This window comes from Streptomyces sp. rh34 (assembly GCF_002551245.1).
Taxonomy (GTDB): Bacteria; Actinomycetota; Actinomycetes; order Streptomycetales; family Streptomycetaceae; genus Streptomyces.
This window is the reverse complement of record NZ_NTGZ01000001.1, coordinates 137,500-150,644: the sequence shown is the minus strand read 5'-3', so window position 1 is coordinate 150,644 and position 13,145 is coordinate 137,500. Positions and strand designations below refer to the sequence as shown.

Genomic DNA, 13,145 nt, shown 5'->3' with positions numbered 1-13,145 from the left:
AATCGATACCCGGCGCGCTACTCGTCCTCGGCCAGCGTGAGCTCCACGCCTCCCACGAAGCCCGCCGACAGGTTGTAGATGAAGGCGCCCAGCGTCGCCAGCGCGGTGGCCAGCACCACGTCGATCACGGCGATGACCGAGGTGAAGATGAGCACGCGCGGCAGCGACAGGAACGACTGCAGATCGAAGCCGTTGCTCTCGTTCGAGCCGGTGGCCTCGCTGATCGTGCCGCCGACGGTCTCGAAGACGCCCATCGCGTCCATGACCATCCACAGCACCGCCGACGCCACCACCGTGCAGATGCCCAGCGCGATCGACAGCAGGAAGCTGACCTTCATCACCGACCACGGGTCGGCCTTGGCCACCCGCAGGCGGGCCTTGCGGGTACGCGGAGTGGTCCGCGCCCCCGTGCGCGGCTTGCGCGCCGCCTGAACGCCGCCCACGCCCTGCGCACCGCCCAACGTGCCATCGGCCGGCTGTCCGGGGCGCGGCTGGCCGCCCTGGGTGCCGCCACCGGGCGCCTGGTACGCCTGGGGCGGGTGGTACGGCCCCGACGGCCCCGGTGCGGGCTCACGCTCACCGGGCAGGGGCCCGGTCGCGTAACCCTCGTACTGGGGCTGAGGCCCTCGTGTGTCCGTCACAGTGCCCCCTTGGGAGTCCGTGGCAGGGCCACGGGCACCGTTCGCTCCAGCTCCGGAAGCGGCCGAACCGGCGCCCGTGGCTCCACTCACGCTCTACTCCTCGTGCTCCCCGGTCGAAGGCTCCGTGCCCTCGACAGTGCCCTCACTCACGCCCTCGGCGTGAACCTCGGCCATCTCGCCGTCGACGTCATCGGCCCCATCGACCTCTTCCGCCTCACGACCGGCCTCGGCGTTGCGCGCGATGCCGACGACGGCGTCGCGCTTGCCCAGATTGATCAGTTGGACGCCCATGGTGTCACGGCCCGTCTCCCTGACTTCATTGACTCGCGTACGAATCACACCACCGCCGAGCGTGATGGCGAGAATCTCGTCGGTCTCCTCGACCACCAGCGCACCGACGAGCGATCCGCGGTCCTCCACGATCTTGGCTGCCTTGATGCCGAGGCCGCCGCGGCCCTGGACGCGGTACTCGTCGACGGGAGTCCGCTTCGCGTACCCGCCGTCGGTAGCGGTGAACACGAACGTACCGGGCCGGACGACATTCATCGAGAGCAGTTCGTCGCCCTCGCGGAAACTCATCCCCTTGACGCCCGAGGTGGCACGGCCCATCGGGCGCAGCGCGTCGTCCGTCGCGGTGAACCTGATCGACTGGGCCTTCCTGCTGATGAGCAGCAGATCGTCCTCGGCCGACACCAGCTCGGCGCCGATCAGCTCGTCGTCGCCGCCGTCCGGCATCTCGCGCAGGTTGATCGCGATGACACCGCCCGAGCGCGGCGAGTCGTAGTCCTTGAGCGCGGTCTTCTTCACGAGACCGCCCTTCGTCGCCAGGATCAGGTACGGCACGGCCTCGTAGTCGCGGATCGCGAGGATCTGGGCGATCTTCTCGTCCGGCTGGAAGGCCAGCAGGTTGGCGACGTGCTGGCCGCGCGCGTCCCGGCCGGCGTCCGGGAGCTCGTAGGCCTTGGCCCGGTAGACCCGGCCCTTGTTCGTGAAGAACAGCAGCCAGTGGTGGGTCGTCGAGACGAAGAAGTGGTCGACGATGTCGTCTTCCCGCAGCTTCGTCCCACGCACGCCCTTGCCGCCGCGCTTCTGCGAGCGGTAGTCGTCCGTCTTCGTGCGCTTCACATAACCGCTGCGGGAGATCGTGACGACGATGTCCTCCTCGGCGATCAGGTCCTCGATGGACATGTCACCGTCGAAGGGCACCAGCTGGGAGCGCCGGTCGTCGCCGAACTTGTCGACGATCGCCGCCAGCTCCTCGCTGACGATGGTGCGCTGCTTGGCGGGCGACGCCAGGATCTCGTTGTACTCGTTGATCTTCGCCTGGAGCTCGTCGTGCTCGGCGGTGATCTTCTGGTGCTCCAGCGCGGCCAGCCGGCGCAGCTGCATCTCCAGGATCGCGTTCGCCTGGAGCTCGTCGATCTCCAGCAGGCCCATCAGGCCCTCGCGCGCGATCTCCACCGTGTTGGAACGCCGGATGAGGGCGATGACCTCGTCGATGGCGTTCAGGGCCTTGAGGAGGCCGCGCAGGATGTGCGCCCGCTCCTCCGCCTTGCGCAGCCGGAACTTCGTCCGCCGGACGATGACCTCGATCTGGTGCGTCACCCAGTGGCGGATGAACGCGTCGATCGACAGCGTGCGCGGCACCCCGTCGACGAGCGCCAGCATGTTCGCGCCGAAGTTCGTCTGGAGGTCGGTGTGCTTGTACAGGTTGTTCAGGACGACCTTGGCGACCGCGTCCCGCTTGAGGACGACGACCAGGCGCTGACCCGTACGCGAGGAGGTCTCGTCGCGGACGTCCGCGATCCCGCCGACCTTGCCGTCCTTGACCAGGTCGGCGATCTTCTGCGCGAGGTTGTCGGGGTTGGTCTGGTACGGAAGCTCCGTGACGACCAGGCACTGACGGCCCTGGATCTCCTCGACCGCGACGACCGCGCGCATCGTGATGGAGCCGCGCCCGGTGCGGTACGCCTCCTCGATGCCCTTGCGGCCCACGACCAGCGCGCCGGTGGGGAAGTCGGGGCCCTTGATGCGCTCGATCAGCGCGTCCAGCAGCTCCTCGTGCGAGGCCTCGGGGTGCTCCAGGTACCACTGGGCACCGGAGGCGACCTCACGGAGGTTGTGCGGCGGGATGTTGGTCGCCATGCCGACCGCGATGCCCGCGGAGCCGTTGACCAGCAGGTTCGGGAAGCGCGCCGGCAGGACCGTCGGCTCCTGGTTGCGGCCGTCGTAGTTGTCCTGGAAGTCGACGGTCTCCTCGTCGATGTCCCGGACCATCTCCATGGACAGCGGCATCATCTTGCACTCGGTGTACCGCATGGCGGCGGCCGGGTCGTTGCCCGGGGAACCGAAGTTGCCGTTGGAGTCCACCAACGGCATGCGCATCGACCAGTGCTGCGCGAGGCGCACCAGGGCGTCGTAGATGGAGGAGTCGCCGTGCGGGTGGTACGTACCCATGACGTCGCCGACGACGCGGGCGCACTTGTAGAACCCCTTCTCGGGGCGGTATCCGCCGTCGTACATCGCGTACAGCACCCGGCGGTGGACGGGCTTGAGTCCGTCCCGTACGTCGGGCAGCGCACGCGAGACGATGACGGACATCGCGTAGTCGAGATAGGAGCGCTGCATCTCCGTCTCGAGCCCCACGGGCTCGACGCGCATGCCCACTCCGGGGACGATCGCTTCCTCGGGCATCACGGGTTCAGGTGTCACAGGGGTGTTCTCGTCGGCCATTGCTGGTCAAAGTCCTTTCGAGCTGCGGCGTCGCTGGTACGGCCGACTCAGATGTCGAGGAAGCGGACGTCCTTGGCGTTGCGCTGGATGAACGAGCGTCGCGCCTCGACGTCCTCGCCCATGAGCACCGAGAACAGGTCGTCGGCCTGCGCGGCGTCGTCCAGCGTCACCTGGCCGAGGACCCGGTGGTCGACGTCCATGGTCGTGATGCGCAGCTCTTCGGCGTTCATCTCGCCGAGGCCCTTGAAGCGCTGGATCGAGTCTTCCTTGATCCGCTTGCCGTTCTGCTTGCCGAGCGCCACCAGGGCGTCGCGCTCACGGTCCGAGTAGGCGTACTCGAAGTCGTCCCGGCCCCACTTGATCTTGTAGAGCGGCGGGCGCGAGAGGTAGACGTTGCCCTGCTCCACCAGGGGCCGCATGAAGCGGAAGAGGAACGTCAGCAGCAGGGTGTTGATGTGCTGACCGTCGACGTCGGCGTCCGCCATCAGGATGATCTTGTGATAGCGGAGCTTCTCGATGTCGAAGTCCTCGTGGACCCCGGTGCCGAACGCCGAGATCAGCGCCTGGACCTCGGTGTTCTGGAGGATCTTGTCGATCCGGGCCTTCTCGACGTTCAGGATCTTGCCTCGGATGGGCAGGATCGCCTGGTACATCGGGTTACGGCCGGATTTCGCCGAACCGCCGGCGGAGTCACCCTCGACGATGAAGATCTCGCACTTGGTGGGGTCGTTCGACTGGCAGTCGCTGAGCTTGCCCGGCAGCGAGGCGCTCTCCAGCAGCCCCTTGCGGCGGGTCAGGTCGCGAGCCTTGCGGGCCGCCACCCGGGCGGTCGAGGCGGCGATGCCCTTGCGGATGATGTCGGCGGCCTCGTTGGGGTTCCGGTCGAACCAGTCCGTCAGCTGCTCGTGGACGACCTTCTGCACGAAGGTCTTGGCCTCCGTGTTGCCCAGCTTGGTCTTCGTCTGGCCCTCGAACTGCGGCTCGCCCAGCTTCACCGAGATGATCGCGGTGAGGCCCTCGCGGACGTCCTCGCCGGTGAGGTTGTCGTCCTTCTCGCGCAGCAGCTTCTTGTCGCGCGCGTACCGGTTGACCAGCGAGGTCAGCGCCGCACGGAAGCCCTCCTCGTGCGTACCGCCCTCGTGCGTGTGGATCGCGTTGGCGAAGGAGTAGACGCCTTCGGTGTACTGCGTGTTCCACTGCATGGCGATCTCGGCCGAGAGGAGACGGTCCTTGTCCTCGGCCTCGATGTCGATCACCGACTGGTGAATGACGTCGCCCTTGCGGGAGTTGAGGTACTTCACGAAATCGACGATGCCGTTTTCGTAGTGGTACGTGACCGTGCGGGCGGCCTCCTCCTCGGCGGGCTCGACCGCGTCCGCGCTGTCCGCGCCCGCCGTCGCCTTCGCCGACTCCCGCTCGTCGGTGAGCTTGAGGGTGAGGCCCTTGTTGAGGAACGCCATCTCCTGGAAGCGGCGCGAGAGGGTCTCGAAGCTGTACTCGGTGGTCTCGAAGATGTCCCCGTCGGCCCAGAAGGTGACCGTCGTGCCGGTCTCCTCGGTGGCCTCGTGCTTGGCCAGCGGGGCGGTCGGGACGCCGAGCTTGTAGTCCTGGGTCCAGCGGTGGCCGTCGGTCTTGACCTCGACGGCGACCCGGGTGGACAGGGCGTTGACGACGGAGACGCCGACGCCGTGCAGACCGCCGGAGACGGCGTAGCCGCCGCCGCCGAACTTGCCGCCCGCGTGCAGGACCGTCAGCACGACCTCCACGGCCGGCTTTCCTTCGGACGGCACGATGCCGACCGGGATGCCCCGGCCGTTGTCGATCACACGCACCCCGCCGTCGGCGAGGATCGTGACGTCGATGGTGTCCGCGTGGCCCGCCATCGCCTCGTCGACCGAGTTGTCGACGACTTCCTGCACGAGGTGGTGCAGGCCGCGCTCACCGGTCGAGCCGATGTACATGCCAGGCCGCTTGCGGACCGCGTCCAGCCCTTCCAGCACGGTGATCGCGCTGGCGTCGTACGAGGCGGCGACCTCGCCGTGCTCACCGACTGTGGACGGAATGTTCTCGTTGGGGTTGCCGGAATCGGCCACGAAGCGCCCTTTCTGGCACAGCACAGGCCGTTCTCCGGACAGGCGGGAGCGGCTGCGTCGTTCGGCTTGTATCGACGACTCCCGCCTCAGCGGCGGGATTACTCACCAGTCTACCGGTAGCACTGACACGAATGGTGGTTTGCCGGTACCTGAGTACGCATGTGCCGCCCTGAATGAGCGACTGACGACTCCCCATATTCAGGAAGGGGCCCCAAGAGGCCCTGACGGGCTTTGAGCGCTTCGGCCTGTCAACCTCTCGCTACGGTGAGGGACGCTCCGGCCGTACCGCCCGGTTTCCTCTCGTACGAACCCTGACGAACCCACCCACACGCCCGTCCAGTACACGACAATATTACGCCGAAAGTGCAGCTCAGCGCGGTGAGCGAAGGTCCGTACAGAAGTAGGGGAGGGGGCAGGAACCCGACCGCGGGCGCACGGCGGCCCGCCGCCCCCGACCGGCGGCCCGGACCCTCACCCGTAGGTGTCGCCCGACCCCTTGCTGCCGGGTGCCCGCAACGGCCCGAACCGGCGCTCCGGGCCCCCCGGCCCGACCACCTTGATCATCCGTACGGTGCCCTGCCCCAGATCCGCGTTCAGCCGGGCCACCAGCTGCGGAGCCAGCAGCCGCAGCTGCGTCGCCCACGCCGTCGAGTCGCAGCTCACGGTCAGCACCCGGGCGTCCGGATCGTCGTCGTACCGCAGAGGTACGCAGTGATTCGCCAGATCGTCGCCGACGATCTGCGGCCACCGCCCCATCACCCCGCCGACCGCCGCGGGCGTCTCCCAGCCCCGCTCGGTGATCAGCCGGTTGATCGCGGAGCCCAGCGGCTGCGGGTCCCGGCCGTCCGACCGGGCGCCCGAGCGCAGCCCGCCGCCGCGCCGGGCCTGCTTCTTCTGCTGCGCCGCCGCACCCCGTGCCCTGGCCTGCTCCTTCGCCGCCCGCAACGCGACCCGGGCGAGATCCACGCCGGTCACCTCGGGCGGCTTCGACACCCCTGGAGACGCCCCTGACGAGGTCCCGGAGGAGGAGGGCCCTGAGGAAGCCCCGGAAGCGGCAGGATCCGGCAATGCCTCTCCCGCCCCACCCGGTCCACCGGCCCGGCCCGCGCCTTTCGCGCGAGCCGCTCCCGTACCGCCCGCGCGGGAGGCCGAGCCCCGTCGGCCCGCCCCGCGCTCGCCCCGGCCGGTCATACGCGCTCCACCTCGCCCGCGGTCACCGCGTACCGTGCCCCCGCCAGCACGCCCGGAACGTCCTGGGCCACCGCGGCCGTCACGAGCACCTGCTCGCCCGGAGCCACCAGCTCCGCCAGCCGCTCACGGCGGCGGGCGTCCAGCTCGGCGAAGACGTCGTCGAGCACCAGCACCGGCTCGTTGCCCTCGGAGCGCAGCAGCTCGTACGAGGCCAGCCGCAGCGCCAGCGCGTAGCTCCAGGACTCACCGTGACTCGCGTACCCCTTCGCCGGCATCCCCCGCAGACCGAGCACCAGATCGTCGCGGTGCGGGCCGACGAGGGTCACACCCCGCTCGATCTCCTGCTTGCGGACCCCCACGAGCGCCGCGATCAGCTGCTCGTACAGCTCGTCGCGGGTGCGCTCGGGACCCACGTCCTCACCGACCGAGCTGCGGTACTCCAGCGCCACCGGACCGCCACCCGGCGCGACGTCCCCGTACGCCTTGTCGGCCAGCGGCTGGAGCGTGGCGATCAGATCGAGGCGCTGCGCGAGCAGCTCGGCGCCCACCCGGCCCAGGTGCTGGTCCCAGACGTCGAGCGTGGACATGTCCATCGAGCGGCCACCGTGCCGGCGCGCCATCGCCGCGGACTTGAGGAGCGTGTTGCGCTGCTTCAGCACCCGCTCGTAGTCGGAGCGGACCCCGGCCATCCGGGGCGAACGCGCCGTGATCAGCTCGTCCAGGAACCGCCGCCGCTCACCGGGGTCGCCCTTGACCAGGGCCAGGTCCTCCGGCGCGAACAGCACGGTCCGTACGATCCCGAGCACGTCACGTGGTCTGACCTGCGAGGACCGGTTGACACGGGCCCTGTTGGCGCGGCCCGGATTCAGCTCCAGCTCGATCAGCTGCGAACGCTCGCCCTGGGTGACCGCCGCGCGGATCACCGCCCGCTCCGCTCCCATCCGCACCAGCGGGGCGTCCGAGGAGACCCGGTGGCTGCCGAGGGTGGCGAGATAGCCGACGGCCTCGACGAGGTTGGTCTTGCCCTGCCCGTTGGGGCCCACGAACGCGGTGACGCCCGGGTCGAGAGGGACCTCGACCCGGGCGTACGAGCGGAAGTCGGCCAACGAGAGATGGGTGACGTGCATGGTGGCCGACCTCTCCCGTTGGTGCTTCGCAGGTTGTTGCGCCGCCGACACGTCGCCGGCGGTCCGATCAGTTCTCGGACTTGGACTCCACCGCGTGCCCGCCGAACTGGTTGCGCAGCGCGGCGATCATCTTCATCTGCGGCGAGTCGTCCTGGCGCGAGGCGAACCGCGCGAACAGCGACGCCGTGATCGCGGGCAGCGGCACCGCGTTGTCGATCGCGGCCTCCACCGTCCAGCGGCCCTCGCCCGAGTCGGCGGCGAAGCCCCGGAGCTTCTCCAGGTGCTCGTCGTCGTCGAGCGCGTTGACCGCGAGGTCGAGCAGCCAGGAACGGATGACCGTGCCCTCCTGCCAGGAGCGGAAGACCTCACGCACGTCGGTGACGGAGTCGACCTTCTCCAGCAGCTCCCAGCCCTCGGCGTAGGCCTGCATCATGGCGTACTCGATGCCGTTGTGGACCATCTTCGCGAAGTGGCCGGCGCCGACCTTGCCCGCGTGGACGGAGCCGAAGTCGCCCTCGGGCTTCAGCGCGTCGAAGATCGGCTGGACCTTCGCCACGTTCTCCTCGGCGCCGCCGTACATCAGGGCGTAGCCGTTCTTCAGGCCCCAGACCCCGCCGGAGACGCCGCAGTCGACGAAGCCGATGTCCTTGAGGCCCAGCTCGGCGGCGTGCTTCTCGTCGTCGGTCCACCGTGAGTTCCCGCCGTCGACGACGACGTCGCCGGGCGAGAGCAGCTCGGCGAGCTCGTCGATCGTGGACTGGGTCGCGGCACCGGCCGGGACCATGACCCAGACGACCCGCGGGCCCTTCAGCTTGCCCACAAGCTCTTCGAGACTGTGGACATCGGCGACATCCGGGTTGCGGTCGTAACCGATGACGGTGTGGCCTGCGCGGCGGATGCGCTCGCGCATGTTGCCGCCCATCTTGCCGAGGCCGACGAGACCGAGCTCCATCAGAGATTCCTTAAGCGTCGTGGCGATAAGCGTCGGGGCGTTTGCGCCCAGGACCGAGCCTACGCCCGGCCGGGGACAGCGCGGCGGGCCCGCTCCGCGCCGAGCGGGCCCGCCGGAAACTGCCGCGGATACGTCCCCCGATCAGCCGGGGGATGCCGGGATCAGCCGGAGAGGCGCACCGGCATGATCAGGTACTTGTACGCGTCGTCCGCCTCGGCGTCGACGGCCGGGCGGCCGCTGAGCAGGGCGGGCTTGGTGGACGTGGTGAACGAGAGCTGGGCGACCGGCGAGTCGATCGCGCTCAGACCGTCCAGCAGGAACGTCGGGTTGAAGGCGATCGAGATGTCGTCGCCCTCCAGCACCGCGTCCACGCGCTCCACAGCCTGTGCGTCGTCGCTGGAGCCTGCTTCGAGGATGAGGACGCCCTGCTCGAAGCTGAGCCGTACGGGGGTGTTGCGCTCGGCGACCAGGGCCACACGCTTGACGGCCTCGACGAAGGGGGCCGTCTCGATCACCGCGACGGAGTTGAACTCGGTCGGGAAGAGCGTGCGGTACTTCGGCAGGTCGCCTTCGAGCAGCCGGGTGGTCGTACGCCGTCCGGCGCCCTCGAAGCCGATCAGGCCCTCGCCCGCGCCGGAGCCGGAGAGCGCCAGGGTGACCGTGTCGCCGCTGGTGAGTGCCTTGGCGGTGTCCAGGAGGGTCTTGGCGGGCACCAGGGCGACCGCCGACGCGTCGGCGTTCTCCGGCTTCCACAGGAACTCGCGGACCGCGAAGCGGTAGCGGTCGGTGGAGGCGAGGGTAACCGTGTCGCCCTCGATCTCGATCCGCACACCGGTGAGCACCGGCAGGGTGTCGTCGCGGCCGGCGGCGATGGCGACCTGGGCGGCGGCCGAGGCGAAGACCTCACCGGGAACGGTGCCCGTGGCGGTCGGCATCTGCGGCAGCGCGGGGTACTCCTCCACCGGCAGGGTGTGGAGGGTGAAGCGGGAGGAGCCGCAGACGACCGTGGCCCGCACACCGTCGGTGGAGATCTCCACCGGGCGGTTGGGCAGGGCGCGGCAGATGTCGGCGAGCAGCCGGCCGGAGACGAGCACCGTGCCGTCCTCGTCGATCTCCGCGTCGACCGAGACCCTGGCGGAGACCTCGTAGTCGAAGCTGGAGAAGCTGAGAGCCCCGTCCTCGGCCTTCAGCAGAAGGCCCGCGAGAACGGGCGCCGGCGGACGGGCCGGGAGGCTGCGGGCCACCCAGGCCACCGCCTCCGCGAGTACATCGCGCTCCACCCGGATCTTCACCGGAACCGCCTCCTGCTGTTGCTCGCTCGCCCTGCTGGCCTTCGTCGTCTGGACCGGAGCTCCCTGCCGAGGGCTGGGGAGGCTCCGGGGTCCAGTCTGACGTACGGCACCGACAGTCGTTGCTGCTCGGGGTCAAGTCGGGCCGAGAGCTTCGCGGCGGTCGACGGTCGAGTTGTACACAGGCCCCACTTCGAAGCTGATTCCTGGCTAACTCTGGGTGGTAGTAGTAGTAGGCCTTGTGGATACCGTGGATAACGTCGTTTGCGCAGGTCAGCGACTGTTTTTTGTCCACCGGTCCTGTGGGTGGCGCCCGTGGACAACCGGGGCTTTCTGTGGACGGGCGAAAGTTCTGCACACCCGATGCACAGGAGGGGGCCACTTCTCCCCAGGCCTGTCCCCAGCTTTACCCACGTTCCCCACAGCCCAACCGACCACCTTGGTGTGACGCCTTTCACTCCGGGCGGTGAGAGCGTGTGTTGTGTTGCCGAACAGTGGACAGGGGTGTGGAGAAGCAGGGGGAAGCTGGGGACAAGAGGCCTCAGCCTGTGGGCTGCCGGTGGACAACGTCGCCGGTCCCCTGTGGACGGAAATTCTGTCCACAGGCTGTGGATGAAGGTTGACCACAAATCCCCAGCCACGTGACCTGGCCTGATGGAGTATCGGCAGCGCGCCCTGTGGACGCAATATGGACAACTTCCCAGTCCCCAGGCTGTGGACGGAAGATTTCTCCCTCATCTGTGGAGAAGGCCCTCTGAGCAGCCCGTATTCGAACAGCGCGGGTGCGACGGGGTGCTCGACGCGGGGCCCGGTGACGCCCAGGAGTGCTCTCCGAAGGCTTCGGAAGGCCTTCCACTGGTCCTCGGAGAGCACGCGGAGCGCCCTTGGAGGGCCGTCGGGGCCCCTCGGAGGGCTCCGAAGAGCGCTCGGTGGGCCCTGGAGGGCTCTCGGCCGGCTCCGGAGAACGCGAAAAAAAAAGGTGCTTGCCGCGGACCGTGGTGGTCCGTGACAAGCACCCTGGGAACGCGCCCGGAGAAGCCGGCGTCAGCCGTTCTTGATGCGGTTGGTCAGCTCGGTGACCTGGTTGTAGATGGAGCGGCGCTCCGCCATCAGCGCGCGGATCTTCCGGTCCGCGTGCATCACCGTCGTATGGTCGCGGCCGCCGAACTGCGCACCGATCTTCGGCAGCGAGAGGTCGGTCAGCTCGCGGCACAGATACATGGCGATCTGGCGCGCCGTCACCAGGACCCGGCTGCGCGAGGATCCGCAGAGGTCGTCAACGGTGAGGCCGAAGTAGTCGGCGGTCGCCGCCATGATGGCGGGCGCGGTGATCTCCGGCGCCGATTCCTCGCCGCCCGGGATCAGGTCCTTGAGGACGATCTCGGTCAGCCCCAGGTCCACCGGCTGCCGGTTCAGTGAGGCGAAGGCGGTCACCCGGATCAGCGCGCCCTCCAGCTCACGGATGTTGCGCGAGATCCGCGACGCGATGAACTCCAGGACCTCCGGCGGGGCGTTGAGCTGCTCCTGCACCGCCTTCTTCCTGAGGATCGCGATCCGGGTCTCCAGCTCGGGCGGCTGGACGTCGGTCGTCAGACCCCACTCGAAGCGGTTGCGCAGCCGGTCCTCCAGTGTCACCAGCTGCTTGGGCGGCCGGTCCGAGGAGAGCACGATCTGCTTGTTCGCGTTGTGCAGCGTATTGAAGGTGTGGAAGAACTCCTCCTGCGTCGACTCCTTGCTCGCCAGGAACTGGATGTCGTCGACCAGCAGGATGTCCACGTCGCGGTAGCGCTTGCGGAAGGTGTCGCCCTTGCCGTCGCGGATCGAGTTGATGAACTCGTTGGTGAACTCCTCCGAGCTCACGTACCGCACCCGGGTCCCCGGATAGAGGCTCCGCGCGTAGTGCCCGATGGCGTGCAGCAGGTGGGTCTTGCCGAGCCCCGACTCCCCGTAGATGAAGAGGGGGTTGTACGCCTTCGCGGGCGCCTCGGCGACGGCGACGGCCGCGGCGTGCGCGAACCGGTTGGACGCCCCGATGACGAAGGTGTCGAAGAGGTACTTCGGGTTCAGCCGGGCGTGCGGTTCGCCGGGGCCCGGCGCGGGGGCCGGCTGGGCGCCCATCGGGCCGGGGACCGAGCCGCCGGTCCGCCCGGGGCCGTGACCGCCCTGGCGGGGGCCCGGCTGCTGGTCCTGGCGGTCGGGGCGCTGCTGTTCGTACCCCTGGCGCTCGGGAGGCTGCGACCGGTAGTCGTGCTGCGGCTGCTGGGGGCGCCCGGTGCCGTACGGCTCGCGCCACTGCTCCGGGGGCTGGTACTGCTCGTTCTCGCGCTCCCGGTACGACTCGCTCTCGCGGTACGGCTCGCCGGAGGGCTGCTCGCGGTCCTGGTACCCGCCGTGCCGCGGCTGCTGCCAGGAGAGGTCCTCCTGGGTACGCGGCCAGGCGCCGGGCTCCGGGCGCTGCTGCTGGTAGTCGGGGTAGGCGGGCCGGGCCGTCGGCATGCCGTCGTCGGAGGGCCGGTGGCCGTATCCGTCGTACGCGTCGCCACGCGGAGCGTCCTCACGCGGCTGCGCCGGGTAGCGGTGGCCCTGCTGGCTCTGGTGCGACTGGTGCATCGGGGGCGCCGGCGGGGAGGGCGGCTCGCCCGCCGAGTCGTCGACGGTGATCGCGATCCGGATGGGGCGGCCGCACTCGCGGGTCAGCGTCTCGCTGAGGAGCGGAGCGAGCCGGCCCTCCAGGACCTGCTTGCCCCATTCGTTGGGAACGGCCAGCAGCGCGGTGTCGGCGACGAGTGCCAGGGGCTGGCAGCGCTCGATCCACTGCTTGTCCTTCGGTGCGATGCCCTGCTGACCCTCCCCGAGGAGTTGTTCCAGCACTCGCGGCCACACTGCGGCAAGATCGGCAGGTACGTCAGCCACAAGGCACGCTCTCTCGCATGTCCCACGAATGTGTGGTTCTCGGGACGGGATGGGTCGGGTCGGGTGAGGCCCGGCAGTCGGGAAGGAAAAGAACCGGAGTTCAGCCACGGTAGTCAGGCCGACCCGCGCGGTTCAAGTTGTTGTCCACAGGCTGTGCACAATGAGGGGTCACGCGAAGCCGGTTTGACCGGATGGCGTAGCCGCGC

Annotated in this window: 8 protein-coding genes; all 8 read right to left on the bottom strand. The window is 69.2% G+C overall.

The genetic code is table 11. The annotated features are described in order from the left end of the window. Positions 1–17 precede the first annotated feature (17 nt). The 8 genes from CR470_RS00680 to dnaA all read right to left on the bottom strand — a co-directional run bounded on the left by CR470_RS00680 (position 18) and on the right by dnaA (position 12,939). Positions 18–641 (bottom strand): DUF3566 domain-containing protein, encoded by a 624-nt coding sequence (locus tag CR470_RS00680; RefSeq protein WP_097865609.1) that lies wholly within the window; start codon positions 639–641, stop codon positions 18–20. Between the two features lie 93 nt (positions 642–734). Next, positions 735–3,374 (bottom strand): DNA gyrase subunit A, encoded by a 2,640-nt coding sequence (gyrA, locus tag CR470_RS00675; RefSeq protein ID WP_097865608.1) that lies wholly within the window; start codon positions 3,372–3,374, stop codon positions 735–737. A gap of 47 nt (positions 3,375–3,421) precedes the next feature. Continuing rightward, positions 3,422–5,491 carry a DNA topoisomerase (ATP-hydrolyzing) subunit B gene (gene gyrB, locus CR470_RS00670; protein ID WP_097865607.1) on the bottom strand — a complete coding sequence of 690 codons (2,070 nt, stop codon included), beginning with the start codon at positions 5,489–5,491 and terminating at the stop codon, positions 3,422–3,424. Between the two features lie 447 nt (positions 5,492–5,938). Then, on the bottom strand, positions 5,939–6,442 hold the full coding sequence (locus CR470_RS00665; RefSeq protein ID WP_097865636.1) for a DUF721 domain-containing protein: 504 nt from the start codon (positions 6,440–6,442) through the stop codon (positions 5,939–5,941). 212 nt (positions 6,443–6,654) lie between these two features. Continuing rightward, the gene (gene recF, locus CR470_RS00660) at positions 6,655–7,785 is read right to left on the bottom strand and encodes a DNA replication/repair protein RecF (protein ID WP_097865606.1); all 1,131 of its coding nucleotides are present in this window, start codon (positions 7,783–7,785) and stop codon (positions 6,655–6,657) included. Positions 7,786–7,852: 67 nt separating this feature from the next. Beyond that, a complete protein-coding gene (gene gnd, locus CR470_RS00655; RefSeq protein ID WP_097865605.1) occupies positions 7,853–8,737 on the bottom strand; it encodes a phosphogluconate dehydrogenase (NAD(+)-dependent, decarboxylating) in 885 nt (294 codons plus the stop codon). A gap of 161 nt (positions 8,738–8,898) precedes the next feature. Next, complete coding sequence (gene dnaN, locus CR470_RS00650; RefSeq protein WP_003967886.1) at positions 8,899–10,029, bottom strand: DNA polymerase III subunit beta; 1,131 nt, start codon at positions 10,027–10,029, stop codon at positions 8,899–8,901. A gap of 1,041 nt (positions 10,030–11,070) precedes the next feature. Beyond that, positions 11,071–12,939: a chromosomal replication initiator protein DnaA gene (dnaA, locus tag CR470_RS00640; protein WP_097865604.1), complete on the bottom strand. Its 1,869-nt coding sequence runs from the start codon at positions 12,937–12,939 to the stop codon at positions 11,071–11,073. Positions 12,940–13,145: the final 206 nt, after the last annotated feature.

Coding starts and splice junctions, on each gene's coding strand:
- gyrA (WP_097865608.1), bottom strand. CDS start 3,374: ATGGCCGACGAGAACACCCCTGTGACACCTGAACCCGTGATGCCCGAG.
- gnd (WP_097865605.1), bottom strand. CDS start 8,737: ATGGAGCTCGGTCTCGTCGGCCTCGGCAAGATGGGCGGCAACATGCGC.
- recF (WP_097865606.1), bottom strand. CDS start 7,785: ATGCACGTCACCCATCTCTCGTTGGCCGACTTCCGCTCGTACGCCCGG.